The organism is Neisseria sp. P0019.S003, assembly GCF_051957115.1.
Classification (GTDB): domain Bacteria; phylum Pseudomonadota; class Gammaproteobacteria; order Burkholderiales; family Neisseriaceae; genus Neisseria; species Neisseria flavescens_D.
On sequence record NZ_JBQCWT010000001.1, the window covers coordinates 291185 to 309139 of the forward strand.

The 17955-nt window shown below is 49.7% G+C and carries 19 protein-coding genes; 12 read left to right on the forward strand and 7 right to left on the reverse strand.

Annotated features, from left to right (window positions below):
* Positions 1 to 9: 9 nt before the first annotated feature.
* Positions 10 to 369 (reverse strand): CrcB family protein, encoded by a 360-nt coding sequence (locus ACTHTS_RS01350; protein WP_003679592.1) that lies wholly within the window; start codon positions 367 to 369, stop codon positions 10 to 12.
* Positions 370 to 450: 81 nt separating this feature from the next.
* A complete protein-coding gene (locus ACTHTS_RS01355) occupies positions 451 to 1128 on the reverse strand; it encodes an energy-coupling factor ABC transporter permease (RefSeq protein WP_440368999.1) in 678 nt (225 codons plus the stop codon).
* Between the two features lie 164 nt (positions 1129 to 1292).
* Here ACTHTS_RS01355 and ACTHTS_RS01360 point away from each other — a divergent pair, with 164 nt between their 5' ends.
* From ACTHTS_RS01360 to ACTHTS_RS01375, 4 genes are all read left to right on the forward strand, one after another.
* Positions 1293 to 4343 carry a DNA translocase FtsK gene (locus ACTHTS_RS01360; protein WP_440369000.1) on the forward strand — a complete coding sequence of 1017 codons (3051 nt, stop codon included), beginning with the start codon at positions 1293 to 1295 and terminating at the stop codon, positions 4341 to 4343.
* A gap of 338 nt (positions 4344 to 4681) precedes the next feature.
* Positions 4682 to 5377 (forward strand): aquaporin Z, encoded by a 696-nt coding sequence (gene aqpZ, locus ACTHTS_RS01365; RefSeq protein WP_063067881.1) that lies wholly within the window; start codon positions 4682 to 4684, stop codon positions 5375 to 5377.
* 148 nt (positions 5378 to 5525) lie between these two features.
* A complete protein-coding gene (locus ACTHTS_RS01370) occupies positions 5526 to 5858 on the forward strand; it encodes a hypothetical protein (RefSeq protein ID WP_004520787.1) in 333 nt (110 codons plus the stop codon).
* Entirely contained in the window at positions 5846 to 6124 is a 279-nt protein-coding gene (locus tag ACTHTS_RS01375; protein ID WP_440369001.1) for an NF038104 family lipoprotein, read from the forward strand. The genes ACTHTS_RS01370 and ACTHTS_RS01375 overlap by 13 nt, the downstream gene beginning before the upstream one ends.
* 59 nt (positions 6125 to 6183) lie before the next feature.
* Here the strand turns inward: ACTHTS_RS01375 and radC are convergent, their stop codons facing one another.
* The gene (gene radC, locus ACTHTS_RS01380) at positions 6184 to 6858 is read right to left on the reverse strand and encodes a RadC family protein (RefSeq protein ID WP_440369002.1); all 675 of its coding nucleotides are present in this window, start codon (positions 6856 to 6858) and stop codon (positions 6184 to 6186) included.
* A 475-nt stretch (positions 6859 to 7333) separates the two neighbouring features.
* On the opposite strand from radC, the gene ACTHTS_RS01385 reads away from it, so the two are divergent.
* The 6 genes from ACTHTS_RS01385 (at position 7334) to ACTHTS_RS01410 (ending at position 13486) form a co-directional block, all read left to right on the forward strand.
* Positions 7334 to 8458, forward strand: coding sequence for an ABC transporter ATP-binding protein (locus tag ACTHTS_RS01385; protein WP_070823535.1), 1125 nt, complete (start codon positions 7334 to 7336; stop codon positions 8456 to 8458).
* Positions 8459 to 8473: 15 nt separating this feature from the next.
* Positions 8474 to 9439, forward strand: a complete 966-nt coding sequence (locus ACTHTS_RS01390; protein ID WP_049335897.1) for an ABC transporter permease subunit — start codon at positions 8474 to 8476, stop codon at positions 9437 to 9439.
* Positions 9439 to 10326 carry an ABC transporter permease subunit gene (locus ACTHTS_RS01395; RefSeq protein WP_003679574.1) on the forward strand — a complete coding sequence of 296 codons (888 nt, stop codon included), beginning with the start codon at positions 9439 to 9441 and terminating at the stop codon, positions 10324 to 10326. Before ACTHTS_RS01390 ends, ACTHTS_RS01395 begins: the two co-directional genes overlap by 1 nt.
* Before the next feature lie 148 nt (positions 10327 to 10474).
* Positions 10475 to 11770, forward strand: a complete 1296-nt coding sequence (locus ACTHTS_RS01400) for an NAD(P)/FAD-dependent oxidoreductase (RefSeq protein ID WP_440369003.1) — start codon at positions 10475 to 10477, stop codon at positions 11768 to 11770.
* Positions 11771 to 11878: 108 nt separating this feature from the next.
* The gene (trxB, locus tag ACTHTS_RS01405; RefSeq protein WP_440369004.1) at positions 11879 to 12829 is read left to right on the forward strand and encodes a thioredoxin-disulfide reductase; all 951 of its coding nucleotides are present in this window, start codon (positions 11879 to 11881) and stop codon (positions 12827 to 12829) included.
* Between the two features lie 171 nt (positions 12830 to 13000).
* Positions 13001 to 13486 (forward strand): DUF4189 domain-containing protein, encoded by a 486-nt coding sequence (locus tag ACTHTS_RS01410; RefSeq protein WP_440369005.1) that lies wholly within the window; start codon positions 13001 to 13003, stop codon positions 13484 to 13486.
* A 72-nt stretch (positions 13487 to 13558) separates the two neighbouring features.
* Here the strand turns inward: ACTHTS_RS01410 and ACTHTS_RS01415 are convergent, their stop codons facing one another.
* From ACTHTS_RS01415 to ACTHTS_RS01430, 4 genes are all read right to left on the reverse strand, one after another.
* Complete coding sequence (locus tag ACTHTS_RS01415) at positions 13559 to 13951, reverse strand: hypothetical protein (RefSeq protein ID WP_440369006.1); 393 nt, start codon at positions 13949 to 13951, stop codon at positions 13559 to 13561.
* A gap of 79 nt (positions 13952 to 14030) precedes the next feature.
* Positions 14031 to 14477: an SsrA-binding protein SmpB gene (gene smpB, locus ACTHTS_RS01420; RefSeq protein ID WP_440369007.1), complete on the reverse strand. Its 447-nt coding sequence runs from the start codon at positions 14475 to 14477 to the stop codon at positions 14031 to 14033.
* Positions 14478 to 14561: 84 nt separating this feature from the next.
* Entirely contained in the window at positions 14562 to 14777 is a 216-nt protein-coding gene (locus tag ACTHTS_RS01425; protein ID WP_063067888.1) for a hypothetical protein, read from the reverse strand.
* A gap of 75 nt (positions 14778 to 14852) precedes the next feature.
* The gene (locus tag ACTHTS_RS01430; protein ID WP_002217533.1) at positions 14853 to 15056 is read right to left on the reverse strand and encodes a cold-shock protein; all 204 of its coding nucleotides are present in this window, start codon (positions 15054 to 15056) and stop codon (positions 14853 to 14855) included.
* A gap of 257 nt (positions 15057 to 15313) precedes the next feature.
* On the opposite strand from ACTHTS_RS01430, the gene clpS reads away from it, so the two are divergent.
* Both clpS and clpA read left to right on the forward strand, forming a co-directional pair.
* Positions 15314 to 15625, forward strand: a complete 312-nt coding sequence (gene clpS, locus ACTHTS_RS01435) for an ATP-dependent Clp protease adapter ClpS (RefSeq protein ID WP_063067889.1) — start codon at positions 15314 to 15316, stop codon at positions 15623 to 15625.
* 3 nt (positions 15626 to 15628) lie between these two features.
* A complete protein-coding gene (gene clpA / locus ACTHTS_RS01440; protein WP_440369008.1) occupies positions 15629 to 17908 on the forward strand; it encodes an ATP-dependent Clp protease ATP-binding subunit ClpA in 2280 nt (759 codons plus the stop codon).
* The last annotated feature ends 47 nt before the right edge of the window (positions 17909 to 17955 follow it).

Below are 17955 nucleotides of genomic sequence, written 5' to 3' on the forward strand. Positions count from 1 at the left end.
AATAGCAACTTACTTCCAAATCTGCGCCAATTTAATCCCCAGCGCCGTCAAACCAAACGAACCGAAAACATGCAGACAGGTTGCCATCAAAGCCATGCCCCAACGTTGCGCCTGCATCAAACCCACCATTTCTACTGAAAAACCTGAAAATGTGGTCAAGCTGCCGAGAAAGCCGGTAATCCAAAGCAAACGCCATTGCGGATCGGTTAAGAGTTCCGCCAATACACCGATCAGCAACGCACCCAGCCAGTTTGCCGCCAATGTACCGATAGAAAAAGGCGCAGAAGACACCAGCACCAAGCCAAACAGCCAACGCAATACAGCCCCGACAGCGGCACCGCAAACAATGGGAAAAATATAAGCAAACATAACAAGTTAAAAATTCAATTCAAAAAACAGGCCATCCGGTCATTAGGCCGTCTGAAAACCAAGCAAGGATGCCTTCATATCTTATTGCCAAATCTTAGGCGCGGATTTCAAATACCTGTCGTCATCGAAAGTACAAATCCATTGCGGCTTGAGCGCGATAAAAATAGCTGTTGAAATACCGCTCAAAAATGCCTCTGCCCAAGCGATTAAGAAGAAAACAGGAAAAGCGGTTTTCCACAATACCGCCGTATCAAATACATCCGCCCAGTCCAACAAACCGACCAAAACCACGCCGGTAAACACCATGCCGACAGCCGCGGCCCAAAAACCATTCAGAAAAATAAAGATAAAGATATTGGCAGGCAAACGCGACACCCAATGGCGGAAACCTAAGTTCACCAACAAAGGCGGAAGCAATACGGACAAGGCGTTGATGGGGAACATATGCCAATCGCCCCAAAGCCACAAATACGGAAAAAACAGCAAAACGCCAAGGCAGAACGCGGCAGAGGTGCCCAGCATTAAAGCCGTCAGGTTTAAAGCAAGCAAATGATAGCTCATGCCGGCCAGTTGTCCGCTTTCGGGAGAGGCATTTAAACTCCAAGCCAGCGGCAACATCACGGCAGCCACCAAAAAAGCGGAACGATGCTGCGATACCGACACCCATGCCTGCTTTGCACACAAAGCAAAAATCACCAGCAACACAGGCCATGCCGCCATCACGATACCAACGGGAAACCATCCGTTTTGAAAAATCATCATCTCATCCGCAAAATGTTCAGACGGCCTATTATACGCGTCTCAAGCCATAGCTTTGACAATCCTGCCTGCCTTTGCCGTTAAAGCTTGTTTCGGCTGGTTTTGTTTACCCGAAAAAAGCGTTAGAATAACGAACTTTGCCGTTTAATTAAGGGGATGGACGCATGCTTTGGACAATATTGGCTTTAATTCTGCTGGCTGTCATAGCCGGCTTGTTCTGGTGGCGCCAGAAACAAGAGCAAAAGTGGCGCCAAGAATTGGCACGACTCAGTGGCGACGAACAAGAAATAAACGAAGAAGACAGCCCGGTCGGTTTTTCCGGCCAACTGGACAGCCTGAAACGTTTGTTCAGCATGAACAAGCGCACTGCCGACAATCATAAAATCGCCCGCATCCGCCTGCTTTCCGCACTCGAACACAATAAAATGCAACGCGCCGAAACAGAAGAACACGCAGCAGAGCCAGTGGCCGAAGAGCCGGAACACATCGCAGCTACCGAAGAAGAAATCAAAGTTGCGCCTAAACCCCGCAAATCTGCCAAACCGGAACGTATTCCTAAAATCACGCCGTTTGCACAGATGGAAGCTCCCGAATACAGCCCGTCTTTGGTGCAAAACAGCAATTTTGAAGAAATCACATTAGAAGAAGCCACACGTTCCCTGCATGAAGCAGCGGTTGAAGAATGGAACGAGCATTTGGCCGAAAAAAATGCGCCAATTTACAAAGACGAAGTCGAAACTCCATTGTTGCGCGCTTCATCCCTGCCGATGACAGGTATGGAAATCATCGACTACAACGACCCTATCTTGCGCCGCACACGCGAACGTGCCTTGGCGCGGGCCAATAATGTCCGCGTGGCAGAAGCCAATGCGCCACATATCGAAACCGTTCAGACGGCCTTAAGAACTGCCGAAAAAGAAGCCATCCTCCCCTATACTTCCATGCAGGCATTCCCTTCTGAAATCCAAGCGGAAGATATTCACAACAACCTTGCCCGCCGTACCGCCGCACGCCACAAACTGGCCGCAGCCGTCGCCCCATTGCGCGACTACTCTCCGCGCACCATCGAAAATGACGAAATTCTGGCCAACTTGGGACAAATCAGCCGCCCTGCCAGCCTGCGCCGTCAAGTTCGCCATACCGAAGCGGCCGCTGAAAGATGGGCGCGTAAACGAGCTGCCACGGAAGCTGTTGCACCACAACCTGCCGCACCGGCAACGCCGTCCCGTCCGAAACCGGCTGCGCCTGTTAAAAAATCCCCTTATATCTCCCGGCCTGCCGCACCAAACGCAACCGTAGTCGAGCCTCCTGCCGTACCGGTTGTCCCGATGGCTAAAACCGATATTCCCGAGCCGCCCGTTTTCCAAACCTCGATTGCACCGATTGATATCCCTGAGCCGCCTGCTTTTGAACATAAAATCCAAGTGCCGATTTTTGATTCGCAAGTCAATGCGCATGTCAGCAATCAGCCTGAACGCAGTATCCACGATTATTTAATCAGCGAATCTGCCGTCGAAGAAGCTGAATTCGATAGTGAGGCGGAAGCTCCTGTACAAGCGGAAGCAGAAGCTATTCAAGCGGTTGAAACCATTGAACCCGTTGAATCTGTTGAAACAATCGCAAGGCCGTCTGAATATACACAGACAGTCGTTGGAACACCTGTTCAAAGCGTAGAACCAAGCGTTCAAGAGAGTACGCCAAGCATAGCTATTCCAACTTCGGCAACACTGACCGAGGCACATCTGCCGACTACCGCCCTGCTTCTGCCGCCGCAGTTTGACCCAAGCGCCTCGCAAACTGAAGAACAGTTGCTGGAAAACAGCATTACCATCGAAGAAAAACTGGCTGAGTTCAAAGTTAAAGTCAAAGTGATGGACTCCTATTCCGGCCCAGTCATTACGCGTTATGAGATTGAACCTGATGTCGGCGTGCGCGGCAGTGCCGTTTTAAATCTTGAAAAAGACTTGGCGCGCTCACTTGGTGTGGCTTCCATCCGCGTGGTGGAAACCATCCCAGGCAAAACCTGCATGGGCTTGGAATTGCCTAATCCGAAACGCCAAATGATCCGCTTAAGCGAAATCTTCAATTCGCCTGCGTTTACCGAATCCAAATCCAAACTGACCCTGGCCCTCGGCCAAGACATTACCGGCCAGCCTGTTGTAACAGACTTGGCCAAAGCGCCGCATCTGCTGGTTGCCGGTACGACCGGTTCGGGTAAGTCCGTAGGCGTGAACGCCATGATTCTGTCCATGCTCTTCAAAGCAACGCCTGAAGACGTGCGCATGATCATGATTGACCCGAAAATGCTGGAGCTGAGTATTTACGAAGGCATTCCGCACCTGCTCGCCCCTGTCGTGACCGATATGAAGCTGGCCGCAAACGCCCTGAACTGGTGCGTCAACGAAATGGAAAAACGCTATCGCCTGATGAGCTTTATGGGTGTGCGCAACCTTGCCGGTTTCAACCAAAAAATTGCCGAGGCCGCCGCACGTGGCGAAAAAATCGGCAGCCCGTTCAGTCTTACGCCTGAAAATCCTGAGCCATTGGAGAAACTGCCGTTTATCGTGGTCGTGGTAGATGAGTTTGCCGACCTGATGATGACTGCAGGCAAGAAAATTGAAGAACTGATTGCCCGCCTTGCCCAAAAAGCGCGTGCAGCCGGTATCCATTTGATTCTTGCCACTCAACGCCCAAGCGTGGATGTCATCACCGGCCTGATTAAAGCCAATATTCCGACACGCATTGCCTTCCAAGTGTCCAGCAAAATCGACAGCCGCACGATTCTTGACCAAATGGGTGCGGAAAACTTGCTCGGTCAAGGCGATATGCTATTCCTGCCGCCCGGCACCGGCTATCCGCAACGCGTACACGGCGCATTCGCATCCGATAATGAAGTACACCGCGTAGTGGAATACCTGAAACAATTCAGCGCGCCTGACTATATCGACGATATTTTAAGCAGCGGTTCGACCGAGGACTTTACCGGTACCAGCCGCAGCAACGACAGCGACCTCGACCCCATGTATGACGAAGCCGTTTCCGTTGTCTTAAAATCGCGTAAAGCCAGCATTTCCAATATCCAACGCCAACTGCGCATCGGCTACAACCGCGCTGCTCGCCTGATTGACCAAATGGAAGCCGACGGTATTGTTTCCCCGGCGGAAAACAACGGCAACCGCACCATCTTGGCGCAAAGCAGCGAGCATTTAGATTAACTTATCTCCATCAATAAAAGGCCGCCTGAAAACTTTTCAGACGGCCTTTTTAAATCAGATAATGGGTTCAGAGATTCCAATTAAATAAATAATCTGTAAATAATATTACCTACAAAACAAAATGCTTTTGCATTAACGGTATTTGCTCTACTATTAAATAAACCCAGCCTCAATAAACAAAACTCGACCTGCCAGATATATCCCTATTCATTTGTCGCCATTTTCAGACGGCCTTTTGTCAAGACCGGAAAAAACAGGTAAATCCGTTTTTCGATTAGAAGCAATCTTATTATGATTCATGCCTTCGGCAACACCCCACCCTTTACGAGGAAAAACAAATGAAAAAATATTTTGCAGAATTTTTCGGCACTTTCTGGCTGGTATTCGGTGGCTGCGGCAGCGCAGTTTTGGCAGCAGCCTACCCAGAACTTGGCATTGGCTTTGCCGGTGTCGCCTTAGCGTTCGGTTTGACCGTACTGACCATGGCTTACGCCGTCGGCCACATTTCCGGTGGCCACTTCAACCCTGCCGTTTCCGTCGGCCTTTTCATCGGCGGCCGTTTCAACGGTAAAGACCTGTTGCCTTACATCGTATCCCAAGTTATCGGTGCGATTGCCGCAGCGGGCGTTCTGTATCTGATTGCTTCCGGTAAAACCGGTTTTGATGCTGTTGCCTCCGGCTTTGCCAGCAACGGTTTCGGCGAGCACTCTCCTAACGGTTACGACATGATGGCCGCTTTGCTGATCGAATTCGTACTGACCGCATTCTTCCTGATCATCATCATGGGTTCTACCGATAAACTGGCTCCAGCCGGCTTTGCACCTATCGCTATCGGCCTGGGTCTGACCCTGATTCACTTAATCAGCATTCCTGTAACCAATACTTCCGTTAACCCTGCACGTTCTACCGGCGTTGCCTTGTTCCAAGGCGGCTGGGCTGTTGAACAACTGTGGTTGTTTTGGTTGGCTCCTATTGCCGGCGCAGCAGTGGGCGCGGCTATTTACCGCTTCGTTTTGGCTAACGACGACAAATAATCTTGACGGAATGACATTCCCGGTGCGGCTGACACTTCTAAACTGACCGCACCCAAGTTGCCGAGACACAAACGCACCGCCTGACTCAGACGGTGCGTTTGTTTTTGCCATGTTACAATACTTTCTTTTCTCACATTCTCAAACCATCATGCAAACCTTACCTTTTCAAACCGATATCGCTGCCAGAATGCTGGTCAATACCGAAAACGAAACCATTCATCCCGATGCCGTATTCGTACAAACGCAAAACGGCTATTGGATTGCTTGGCATGACCAACAAGCCGCCCTGCTTGCCCCCGACACACCACCCGACATTCCTTGCTTTTGGGTAGAAGGTGCAGAAAGCTTGGAAGAGCTGGTAAGCATGGTAGAAAACGGTGAATTTGACGAAGTTGAAGAATTTGACGGCGATGATGATGCTTGGCAAGAAGCACTAGGATGCGGCCATCATCACGAAGGACACTGCGGATGCAGCCATTGAGATGTACAAAACGCCTGCTTCCGGCACTTGCCCTTTGCTTGACGCTTAACAGCTGCGTTGTAGGTGCGGCTGTCGATTTGGCTGCCACAACCGTCCTGACTGCCGGAAAATTGGTCGTCAAAGGAACGGGGGCAGTGATTGATGCCGCCATTCCCGACGGTAAAAAAGACAAGGATAAAGAAAAAGAGAAGGAAAAGAGCAAAGAAAAGCCAAAATCGGAAGAAATCGTCAATAAGGAAGAGTCCTCCGACGAAGTAGCGCAATAATCCTTCAGACGGCCTCATTAAGGTAACCAATCCTACTGAGGCCGTCTGAACATCCATCCTTACATATAGCCCTGTTCGCGCAAAGAGCAGGTTTCTTTTGCCGTTACGATAAAATGGTCCAACAGCGTAATATCAACCAAACTTAAAGCCTGTTGCAAACGCTCTGTAAACTGCACATCAGATTCAGACGGCCTTGCCGAACCGCCCGGATGATTGTGTGCCAAAATCAAACTATCGGCATATTCATCCAATGCCAATTTGACGATTTCACGGATATAAACCGTGTTTTCCGCCACCGTACCGCGCGATAATTCCCGTACCGCAATCAATTGATTTTGACGGTTGAGCAGCAACGCGACGCTGACCTCAATTTTTTCATGCCCAATATGCAGGCGCAAATAATTCGCAACCGATTGCGGGTTTGACAAAACAATCTGCTCCTGCAAATCTTCACCCAAAATCCGCCGCCCGATTTCTTTGACCACGGCAAATTGAGTATAGCTCGCCAAACCCATGCCCTTATAAGCAGCGAGTGTTTTGGCATCCGCACTCATCAGCTTCCCCAAGCTGCCAAACTCACTCAACAAATAACGCGCCAAATCGACCGCGCTCATACCACGCGTTCCGACACGCAACAAAATTGCCAGCAACTCCGCATCACTCAACGCCGCAGCACCATGCGCCAAGAGCTTCTCGCGCGGCCGTTCCCCTTCGGGCCATTCTTTGATACTCATGTTTTCCCTTTTATTCATATAGCGGATTTGATTTTTATTCAGAACAAAACCATCTTGCCCGCATAAAACGCAATCCGCACGACTTTATTAAAATTAATGCAATTTGCGTATTTTATTCTATCTTGAATTATTTTTTAAGACATTTGAATATAAATTAAATCCTTTTGTGCAGAAAAACAACGTTACCCATTTTCGCTATCTTGTTCCCCTGCCTGCCTTTCCTTTCCTATTTGTTTCAAATCAGCCGCTACAAGCAATTTCATATTGCCCCTATGAGGCTTAGGCTAATATAATATTGAGTTTGCCGAGAGCAAAAGCTTAGGCTTAAACTGCTTTCTATCCACGCTGCCCGTGCGCTTTACAAGAGTTTCAGACGGCCTCCGTCCGACTCCCGCCAGCAATCAAACAGCTTTTTATCACCCATTCGAAAATCCGTTTTGCCGGTACTCGTCTTTCTTTTTGGAGTATTGCCATTATGACCGCAACCACTGCGTCTTCAGCCAAACCTTATTTGCAAATCCAAGGCTTGGTGAAAAAGTTTGGTGACAATTACGCTGTCGATAACATCGACTTGGACATCTATCAACACGAAATCTTCGCCCTTTTGGGCAGCTCAGGCAGTGGCAAATCCACACTGCTGCGCATGTTGGCAGGCATGGAAAGTCCCAATCAGGGCAAAATCATTCTCGACGGTCAAGACATTACCAAGCTTGCCCCGTATGAGCGCCCAATCAACATGATGTTCCAAAGCTATGCCCTGTTCCCGCACATGAGTGTTGAACAAAACATCGCTTTCGGCCTGAAACAAGATAAAATGCCTAAAGGCGAAATCGACGCCCGTGTCGAAGAAATGTTGCGCCTGGTGCAAATGACCAAATACGCCAAACGCAAGCCGCACCAACTTTCCGGTGGTCAACAACAACGTATCGCTTTGGCGCGCAGCCTGGCAAAACGTCCGAAAATCCTGCTGCTTGACGAACCTTTGGGCGCACTCGATAAAAAACTGCGCCAACAAACCCAACTGGAATTGGTCAACACGCTGGAACAAGTCGGCGTAACCTGTATCATGGTTACCCACGACCAAGAAGAAGCGATGACGATGGCTACCCGTATCGCCATTATGTCCGACGGCCAATTACGCCAAGTCGGCACACCTAGCGACGTGTACGATTACCCTAATAGCCGCTTTACCGCTGAATTTATCGGCGAAACCAATATTTTTGACGGCGTCGTTGTTGACGACCGCGCCGATTTCTCTATCGTCAAATGTGACGGCTTGGAAAACCACGTCCGCATCGACCACGGTTTGGGCGTTCCGAATGATCATGAAATCTGGATCAGCATCCGCCCTGAAGACATTGATTTGCACAAAGAAAAACCGGAACACTTAGGCGCGCACAACTGGGCCCAAGGCACGGTTAAAGAAATTGCCTATCTGGGCAGCTTCGCAATTTACCACATCAAACTCGCCAACGGCCGTGTCGTCAAAAGCCAAGTTCCCGCACCTTATTGGTATGTGCGCAACATTACACCGCCGACTTGGGACGAAACTGTCTATATCAGCTGGCCTGAAAACCAACCGACACCTCTGTACAGTTAATTTGAGGGAAATGCAATGGACCTTAAAAAACTGAAAAAGAAACTGTTTCGCCGTCCTGGACAGCGTGCAGTTATTGCCGTGCCGTATATCTGGCTCTTGGTGCTGTTTCTGATTCCGTTCGCCATCGTCTTGAAAATCAGCTTTGCCGAACAAGAAATCGCCATTCCGCCATTTACGCCGTTGACAACGATTGATGAAGACTTAGGCCGTCTGAACATTGCCATCAGCTATCAGAACTACGCCGACATCTTCCAAAACTTTTGGAATACGCTCAATCCGTTTGGCGACAGTGAAAACAGCAATATCTATCTGATGACCTACTGGTCTTCGATTAAGACTGCGCTGACAACGACCATCATCTGCCTGTTGATTGGTTATCCGACCGCTTATGCCATTTCACGCGCCAATCCGGCTGCGCGCAACGGCCTGCTATTGGCAATCATGCTGCCTTTCTGGACCTCTTTCCTGTTGCGTGTTTACGCATGGATGGGCTTATTGGGACACAACGGCATTATCAATAATTTCTTAATCAAATATGGAATCATCAGCGAGCCTTTAGACCTGTTCTACAATGCGTTCTCGCTGAATTTGGTGATGGTTTACGCCTATTTGCCGTTTATGATTTTGCCGCTGTACACACAACTGGTAAAACTGGACAACCGTCTGCTCGAAGCCGCTTCCGACTTGGGCGCAGGTCCGATCAAATCCTTCTTTACCATTACCCTGCCTTTATCCAAAACAGGCATCATTGCAGGCTCTATGCTGGTCTTCGTACCGGCTGTCGGCGAATTTGTGATTCCTGAATTAGTGGGCGGTTCTGAAAACCTGATGATCGGTAAAGTATTGTGGCAGGCATTCTTCGACCAAAACAACTGGCCGCTGGCTTCTGCTGTCGCCGTCGTCATGGTTGCCCTGCTGGTTGTACCGATTGCCCTGTTCCAGCACTATGAAAACCGCGAATTGGAAGAAGGAGGCAAATAATGCAGAAAACCAAATTATCCTGGTTCTTGAAACTGATGCTCCTGCTCTCGCTGGCATTCCTCTATATTCCGCTGGTGGTTTTGGTCATCTATTCTTTCAATGAATCCAAGCTGGTTACCGTTTGGGGCGGTTTCTCGACCAAATGGTACGGCGCATTAATGGAAAACGACACCATCTTGGAAGCGGCCTGGCTGTCATTGCGTATCGCCATCGTTTCCTCGCTTGCCGCCGTGGCACTCGGCACATTGGCAGGTTACGCCATGGCGCGTATCAAGCGCTTCCGCGGCAGCACCCTGTTTGCCGGTATGATTTCCGCGCCTATGGTAATGCCTGACGTGATTACCGGTTTGTCCATGCTGCTGTTGATTATTCAGGTACAAATGTTCCTGCAAGGCAGTGAATTGCTGCAATCGCTCTACTTCGATCGCGGTTTCTTCACCATCTTCCTCGGTCACACTACGCTTTGCATGGCATACATTACCGTCGTTATCCGCTCGCGCTTGGTGGAATTGGATCAATCCTTGGAAGAAGCTGCAATGGACTTGGGTGCCCGTCCGCTGAAGATTTTCTTCGTGATTACCCTGCCGCTGATTGCCCCTGCGATTGCTTCCGGCTTCCTCTTGGGCATCACCCTGTCTTTGGACGACTTGGTGATTACCTCCTTCCTGTCAGGCCCGGGTTCATCGACATTGCCACAAGTGATTTTCTCCAAAATCAAACTCGGCCTTGACCCTCAGATGAACGTTTTGGCAACCATCCTGATCGGTATCATCGGTACGCTGGTCATTGTCGTTAACTACTGGATGATGCGTCAGGCAACCAAACGGGAACGCGAGGCTGCCGAAGCCTACCGCCAAGAAAAATTGGCAGCCGAGAAAGCCGCCTAATATGCAGACAGGCTGTCCGATAAAGTGTCGGAACAGCCTGTTTTATTAACTGCATCTTATCCTTTCAGACGGCCTGAATCTAAGCCCACATTTAAGGCCGTCTGAAAACCAATTTCAATGAAGTGAAAACCAACTTAAAGCTCAAATCATGATCAATCCCAGCTTCAAAGAATACCTTCCTTCCTACTATGTCAGCACGGCCAATCCCCATCCGTCTTATCCGACGCTTGAAGGCCGTCTGAAAACTGAAACCTGCGTTATCGGCGGCGGCTTGACCGGTTTATGCACCGCCCTACCTCTTGCCGAAAACGGCCATGAAGTCATCTTACTTGAAGCCGCCCGTATCGGTTTCGGCGCATCAGGCCGCAGCGGCGGACAAGTCATCAGCGACTTTGCCTGCGGCATGGAAGAAATCGAAAAACAAGTCGGTTTGGAACAGGCCCAATGGTTCTGGCAGCAATCTCTGCAAGCCGTTGAACTGGTTGACTCTCGCATTCAAAAACACAATATCCAATGCGATTGGCAACGCGGCTACGCTACCGTCGCCGTCCGTCCTCAGCATTGGGAAGAATTGCAACAATGGCACGAACACGCTCAAAAACATTATGGCGCAAGCCATTACCAGCTTTGGGATAAAGCCACGCTGAAGCAGCAACTTGCCAGCGATATGTATCAAGGTGCGCAATTTGATCCTTTATCCGGCCACTTACACCCGCTCAATTACACCCTAGGCATTGCCAAAGCGGCAGCCGATGCAGGCGCACAACTTTTTGAGCAATCCCCGATGACGCGTATCGAGCCATGCGATAACGGCTGGCTGGTTCATACACCTAATGGCAGCGTCGAGTGCAAAAACCTCGTTTATGCCGTCAATACTTATGCAGGCTTGCACCCAAAATTCAAAGTATTGGAACAAAAAGCCATTGCAGTCAGCACCTTTATCATCGCCACCGAGCCACTGGGCGAACGTGCCAAAGACCTGATCCGCAACAATATGGCCATCTGCGACAACCGCCACGTCCTCGACTACTACCGCCTCAGCGCCGACGGCCACCTGCTCTTCGGCGGCAAAGACAACGAGTTTATCGACGATCCTGACCGCATGACCGAACTCGTCCGCCAAGACATGCTGAAAGTTTTCCCACAACTTGCCGACGTCAGAATCGAGCATTCCTGGGGCGGCGAATGCGACATTACGCGCAACCTCGCCCCACATTTCGGCCGCCTCGCCCCTACCGTTTTCTACGCCCAAGGCTATTCCGGACACGGCATGGCGATTACCGGCATTGCCGGTTTGGCGATTGCCGAAGCCATCATGGGCGATGACGGCCGTCTGAAACCTTTTGAGCAACTGCGCCACAGCAACATTATTACCCAGCCTTTCCTACGCAAACTCGGCTCTTTCCTCGGCTCAAAATACTATCAATGGAAAGACAGCCACTAAACCCAAGCAACAAACATATTTCAGACGGCGGCAGATTCAAGTAAAATTCAGGCCGTCTGAAAGCTTAGATACGACAAAATTCAATCATTTATCAGCAAGGAAACCATCATGAGCAACCATCATAAACTCATCATCCTCGGCTCCGGCCCTGCCGGCTATACTGCCGCCGTCTATGCCGCCCGTGCCAACCTAAACCCTGTAATCATTACCGGCGTTGAGCAAGGTGGACAACTGATGACCACCACCGAAGTGGACAACTGGCCTGCCGATGCAGAAGGCGTACAAGGTCCGGAACTAATGGCCCGTTTCCAAGCTCATGCCGAACGCTTCGGCACTGAAATGATTTTCGACCAAATCCACACCGTTGATTTGCAAAACCGTCCGTTTACCCTCAAAGGCGATATGGGCGAATACACCTGCGATGCGCTCATCGTTGCCACCGGCGCATCCGCCAAATATTTAGGTTTGCCAAGCGAAGAAACCTTTGCCGGCAAAGGCGTTTCCGCCTGTGCAACTTGCGATGGTTTCTTCTACAAAAAACAAGATGTTGCCGTAGTAGGCGGTGGTAATACCGCTGTGGGAGAAGCACTCTACCTTGCCAATATCGCCAACACCGTTACCCTGATTCACCGCCGCGACAGCTTCCGCGCCGAGAAAATCATGGTGGACAAACTGATGCAACGCGTCGAAGAAGGCAAAATCATCCTCAAGCTCAACAGCTCGGTTGATGAAATCTTGGGCGACGAAAGCGGCGTTACCGGTGCACGCCTGAAACACAATGACGGCAGCACTGAAGAAATCACCGTCAAAGGCGTTTTCATCGCCATCGGCCACAAACCCAACACCGACATCTTCAAAGGCCAACTCGATATGGATGAAACCGGCTACCTGAAAACCAAAGGTGGCACCGGTGACAATGTCGGCGCAACCAATATCGAAGGCGTATGGGCGGCAGGCGACGTCAAAGACCATACCTACCGTCAAGCCATCACCAGCGCCGCTTCCGGCTGCCAAGCCGCGCTTGATGCCGAACGTTGGCTCGACCGCCACGGCGTATGAGCCTATAAGCTACGCCCTACTCTTTAAAACATAATCAAAAGGCCGTCTGAAATTTCAGACGGCCTATAATCTATCTGCCACACTCAAATATTCATTTTAAAAGCAAATTTATATCAAATAAGTACTTTTGCTTTATAATAACGACAAATACCCAACAAACAGGGAACAAACATGAAAAAAACACTAATGACACTTATCCTTTGCGCACTGACTCCTGCCGCCCTGGCTGCCGATACTTACGGCTACCTGGCCATGTGGCAAAATCCTGCCGACAGCAATGAAGCGCTGCAAATCAAAACCACCAAAGAAAATGCCACTCAATTGGATGCGACAGCCGAACTCGAAACATTCTGCAAAGGCCAAGATGCCTTAGCCGGTATCAGCGCAGGCCAAGCAACAGGCTGTAAAACAGTTGTCCCTCTGCACAACACCTGTATCGCTGTTGCCTACCCTAAAGCCATGGGCAAATTGACTGCTCAAAACGTAGTGGCCATTACCTCCCCACGTTTCAAAACCGTGCATCAAATTGCCTTGAACCAGTGCATCAAAAAATACGGCTCACAAGGACAATGTGCTTTAGAAACAGCCTATTGCACTTCCGAAACCTACTATCAAGGTACGGTCAAAACCCTTTGGGAAAAAATCAAATCCATTTAAGGCCGTCTGAAAATAAAACCGGCTTGCCCGATACTCTCCATATCACGGCAAGCCGGTTTTTTATTCTGGCTTTTATTTGCTGTTTTTTTCCAACAATTTGGCCACAACACCTTCAGCCTGTTTCACCAAATCAGGATTAGTTCGGAAGTGGTTTTCATCGTTCAAAGAATAGCTGACAGTAGAAACCGCATATTTCGTGCTTCGCAACACAAATACGCCTTTACGCAAGATTTCGTCATTGCCTTTGGTTTTGTAACGCAGGTTATACGGGCAAGAAGAATCATACAGTTTGCCATGGTTGTTTGCGGTTACAATAGTGCTGCCAATGCCGCATTTTGCCAAAGCTTTAGACAAAGCACGATCCAAATCATGCGGTCTTACTTTTGTATTTTGAATGATGCAGACATGTTTGATACTGGTAAGTTCTTTAGGCTTTAATATAGCGGAAGCCGCAGCCAGAACCATTGTTACTCTCTGTTTTCCTTTTTAAAATTTCCAAACAATAAATATTCAGACGGCCCTTATAAAAGGCCGTCTGAAAAAATCAACGTACGTTTTTCATCAAACGCTGTTTCTCACGCTTCCAATCTGCTTCTTTCAAGCTTTGGCGTTTGTCATGCTGTTTCTTACCCTTGGCCAAACCGATTTCTACTTTGATTTTACCGTGGGTGTAATGCAAGTTTAAGGGCACAATCGTATAACCGGCGCGTTCGGTTTTGCCGATTAACTTGTTGATTTCCGATTGTTTCAACAACAATTTACGCGGGCGGACAGGGTCGGGTTTGACGTGTGTCGAGGCAGTGGGCAATGCGGTAATGTGGCAGCCCACCAAATAGAATGCGTCTTTTTTCCAGTAGATATAGCTTTCTTTTAATTGCACGCGTGCAGCGCGGATGGCTTTGACTTCCCATCCCTCCAATACTATACCGGCTTCGATTTGGTCTTCGATAAAGAAATCGTGAAAGGCTTTTTTATTATTGGCAATACTCATTATGCTGATTCTTTACAAACTTTTCAGACGGCCTATTTTATCAGGCATGCTTAAAAAATAAAACGGCAAACGGTTTTGAAACGTTTATTCGCTTAAAACATGGCGGCGGTAAAAGCGGTCGATATCGGCAATGGCTTTTTCATCTTCAGGGCTCAAATCCAGTTTCAAATCAGCAAGGCGGATCAAGATTTGGTCTTCACGCTCGGCAACGGCGCAGCTGACCTCTCCTTCACTGCGAAAATGACGGATAAGCTCGTCCAACTGGTTTAAAGCATTTTGATAAGATGAATTTTGATTCATAATTTTTGACTCGAACGCCCATAAAAAATGGCGGGAAACCCCGCCATGATTTTACGGCTTACGCCGCGCATTTGATTAAGCAGCTTGAATGTTAGCAGCTTGTTTGCCTTTAGGGCCGGTGGTTACGTCGAAAGACACGCGTTGGCCTTCTTTCAGGGTTTTGAAACCTTCCATGTTGATCGCTGAGAAGTGAGCGAACAAATCTTCGCCACCTTCATCAGGAGTGATGAAACCAAAACCTTTAGCGTCGTTAAACCATTTTACGATACCGGTTGCCATTAGAAACTTCCTATACTTAAAAATTAACAAAATCAGCAAAACAAGGCATACAGCAAACTAAAACGTTCAGCGTTTCTCCCCCGTATTGCATACGCGGTCGAGTGCCAACTTCTGCTTAACCGTCTTTTTACATTTGTTAAGACAAAACGTCAAGCTATGTTTTCAAAAAAGTGGGAAAATAGAAAAAAATTGCCGAAATACAACAGAAAACTGTTTACACTCTAAAACAGGCCGTCTGAAAACTGAAACCTAAGCTTATGAACCATCCGAATACCGACCACCAATCCGATACCCTGCTCAGCGATATCAACACACAGTCGCCGAAACGTTACGGCGTATTTTTATTGAACGACGATTACACCACCATGGAGTTTGTCGTCGAAATCCTGACCGAAGTCTTTATGCTTGCACAGGAACAGGCAGTGGCCGTCATGTTGCTGGTGCACCACGAAGGCAAAGGCCTGTGCGGCACCTACACGCGCGATATTGCCCAGACCAAGCAACATCAGGTCATGGAACGTGCCAAAGCTGAAGGGCATCCGCTCAAATGTATAGTCGAAGAGGTTTAAACCATGCTTTCACCCGAATTGGAACACATCCTGCAACTGCTCTACCGTGAAGCACGCAACGCTCGTTATGAGTTTATCAGCTTGGAACACCTGCTTTTGGTGCTGATAGAAGAAGATGCGGCTGTGCCGAACGTCTTGAAACTGTGTGGTGCGGATTTAAAAGTCCTGTCCGAGCAGCTTGCCGCCAGCGTTGCAGAAAATACGCCACAAATTCCCGATCATCTTCTGGATACAGTCGAAACCCAGCCGACATTAGGCTTCCAACGCGTCATCCAACGGGCGATGGTGCATACCCAGTCTGCCGGTAAAGCCGCAGTAGAGCCTTTGGATATTTTGGTTGCCATGATGAGCGAATCCGAAAGCCATGCCGTTTATTTCCTCAAATTGCAATCCATTACGCGCTTTGAAGTCTTGCGTTGCATTGCCCATGGCTCGCCCGATGACGAAGACGGTAATGATTCAGACGGCCTAGGACGCGAAGGAGAAGAAGCGGAACAAAAAACCGGCTCCCTTTCCGACTACACCGTCAACCTCAACGCCGAAGTCAAAGCCGGCCGTATCGACCCTTTGATTGGTCGCAAACACGAAATGGAACGGCTGGTGCAAATCCTGTGCCGCCGCCGCAAAAACAATCCGCTTTTGGTCGGCGAGGCAGGCGTGGGCAAAACTGCACTGGCGGAAGGCTTAGCACACCAAATCGTCAACGGCGACATTCCCGACGCGCTTAAAGAAGCCGAAGTGTATGCGCTGGATATGGGTTCTCTTTTGGCGGGCACGAAATACCGCGGCGACTTTGAAGCGCGGGTTAAATCCGTCCTGAAACAGCTCGAAAAAATCCCGCACGCCATTTTGTTTATCGACGAAATCCACACCATCATCGGCGCGGGCAGCACCAGCGGCGGCACGATGGACGCGTCCAATCTGCTCAAACCCGCATTGGCGAAAGGCTCATTGCGCTGTATCGGCGCAACCACTTATGACGAATACCGCACCATTTTCGACAAAGACCACGCCTTAAGCCGCCGTTTCCAAAAAATCGATGTGGTCGAGCCCACCGTTTCCGAAACCGTACAAATCCTGCGCGGCTTGAAACCGATGTTTGAAGATTTTCACCAAGTGCGCTATACGCAAGGCGCACTTGAAGCTGCAGCCGAACTCTCTGCCCGCTACATTAACGAGCGTTTCCTGCCCGACAAGGCCATCGACGTAATGGACGAAGCAGGCGCGGCACAACGGATTCTGCCCAAATCCAAACAGAAAAAAGTCATCGGCAAAGCGCAAATCGAAACCGTCATCGCCAAAGTCGCGCGGATTCCCGAAAAAACCGTGTCGCATGACGACAAACAAGTGTTGCAATTCCTCGGCCGCGATTTGAAAAACATGGTTTACGGTCAAGAAAATGCCATTGACGCGCTGGTTGCCGCCGTCAAAATGTCGCGCTCCGGCCTCGCCCTGCCCGACAAACCAATAGGCAGTTTCCTCTTCTCCGGCCCGACCGGTGTCGGCAAAACCGAAGTCGCCAAACAGCTTGCCTACTCGATGGGCGTACCGCTGCAACGCTTTGATATGTCCGAATACATGGAACGCCACGCCGTATCGCGCCTCATCGGCGCACCGCCGGGATACGTCGGCTTTGAACAAGGCGGCCTTTTGACCGAAGCCGTCAACAAACAGCCGCATTGCGTATTGCTCTTGGACGAAATCGAAAAAGCCCACCCCGACATTTTCAACGTCCTCCTGCAAGTCATGGACGCAGGCAAACTGACCGACAACAACGGTAAGAGTGCCGATTTCCGCAACGTCATCCTGATTATGACCACCAACGCCGGTGTGGAAAGCCTCAGCCGCCCCAGTCTCGGCTTTACCGCCAAGCGCGAACGCGGCGACGAAATGCAGGCGATCAACAAACTCTTCACGCCCGAGTTCCGCAACCGCTTGGACGCGATTATCCCGTTTGCACCCTTGTCCGAACCCGTCATCGCCAAAGTCGTGGACAAATTCCTGCTCCAGCTCGAACATCAGCTCCTCGACAAAAAAGTCGAAGCCGAATTCACACCGGCATTGCGCAACTATCTGGCGGAAAAAGGTTTCGATCCGCAAATGGGCGCACGCCCGATGAACCGCCTGATTCAGGAAAAAATCCGCAAACCGCTCGCCGACGAACTCCTGTTCGGCAAACTCGCCAACGGCGGCTTCGTGCGTATAGACTGGGATGCAGCGAAAGAAGAAGCCGTGTTGAAGTTTAAGAAAAGCAAGGTCAAACCTGAAGCAGCAGCGGTTTGACGGATAAAGGCAAAAGGTCGTCTGAAAACGAAATTTCCGTTTTCAGA

What these genes read in the sequence shown, in the direction of transcription:
- radC (WP_440369002.1), bottom strand. Translation starts at nt 6,858, where the DNA reads ATGAGTATCAAAGAATGGCCCGAAGGGGAACGGCCGCGCGAGAAGCTC.
- ACTHTS_RS01395 (WP_003679574.1), top strand. Translation starts at nt 9,439, where the DNA reads ATGCAGAAAACCAAATTATCCTGGTTCTTGAAACTGATGCTCCTGCTC.
- ACTHTS_RS01375 (WP_440369001.1), top strand. Translation starts at nt 5,846, where the DNA reads ATGCAGCCATTGAGATGTACAAAACGCCTGCTTCCGGCACTTGCCCTT.
- ACTHTS_RS01410 (WP_440369005.1), top strand. Translation starts at nt 13,001, where the DNA reads ATGAAAAAAACACTAATGACACTTATCCTTTGCGCACTGACTCCTGCC.
- ACTHTS_RS01425 (WP_063067888.1), bottom strand. Translation starts at nt 14,777, where the DNA reads ATGAATCAAAATTCATCTTATCAAAATGCTTTAAACCAGTTGGACGAG.
- ACTHTS_RS01385 (WP_070823535.1), top strand. Translation starts at nt 7,334, where the DNA reads ATGACCGCAACCACTGCGTCTTCAGCCAAACCTTATTTGCAAATCCAA.
- clpA (WP_440369008.1), top strand. Translation starts at nt 15,629, where the DNA reads ATGCTTTCACCCGAATTGGAACACATCCTGCAACTGCTCTACCGTGAA.
- smpB (WP_440369007.1), bottom strand. Translation starts at nt 14,477, where the DNA reads ATGAGTATTGCCAATAATAAAAAAGCCTTTCACGATTTCTTTATCGAA.
- ACTHTS_RS01355 (WP_440368999.1), bottom strand. Translation starts at nt 1,128, where the DNA reads ATGATTTTTCAAAACGGATGGTTTCCCGTTGGTATCGTGATGGCGGCA.
- trxB (WP_440369004.1), top strand. Translation starts at nt 11,879, where the DNA reads ATGAGCAACCATCATAAACTCATCATCCTCGGCTCCGGCCCTGCCGGC.
- aqpZ (WP_063067881.1), top strand. Translation starts at nt 4,682, where the DNA reads ATGAAAAAATATTTTGCAGAATTTTTCGGCACTTTCTGGCTGGTATTC.
- ACTHTS_RS01415 (WP_440369006.1), bottom strand. Translation starts at nt 13,951, where the DNA reads ATGGTTCTGGCTGCGGCTTCCGCTATATTAAAGCCTAAAGAACTTACC.
- ACTHTS_RS01400 (WP_440369003.1), top strand. Translation starts at nt 10,475, where the DNA reads ATGATCAATCCCAGCTTCAAAGAATACCTTCCTTCCTACTATGTCAGC.
- ACTHTS_RS01390 (WP_049335897.1), top strand. Translation starts at nt 8,474, where the DNA reads ATGGACCTTAAAAAACTGAAAAAGAAACTGTTTCGCCGTCCTGGACAG.
- clpS (WP_063067889.1), top strand. Translation starts at nt 15,314, where the DNA reads ATGAACCATCCGAATACCGACCACCAATCCGATACCCTGCTCAGCGAT.
- ACTHTS_RS01430 (WP_002217533.1), bottom strand. Translation starts at nt 15,056, where the DNA reads ATGGCAACCGGTATCGTAAAATGGTTTAACGACGCTAAAGGTTTTGGT.
- ACTHTS_RS01360 (WP_440369000.1), top strand. Translation starts at nt 1,293, where the DNA reads ATGCTTTGGACAATATTGGCTTTAATTCTGCTGGCTGTCATAGCCGGC.
- ACTHTS_RS01350 (WP_003679592.1), bottom strand. Translation starts at nt 369, where the DNA reads ATGTTTGCTTATATTTTTCCCATTGTTTGCGGTGCCGCTGTCGGGGCT.
- ACTHTS_RS01370 (WP_004520787.1), top strand. Translation starts at nt 5,526, where the DNA reads ATGCAAACCTTACCTTTTCAAACCGATATCGCTGCCAGAATGCTGGTC.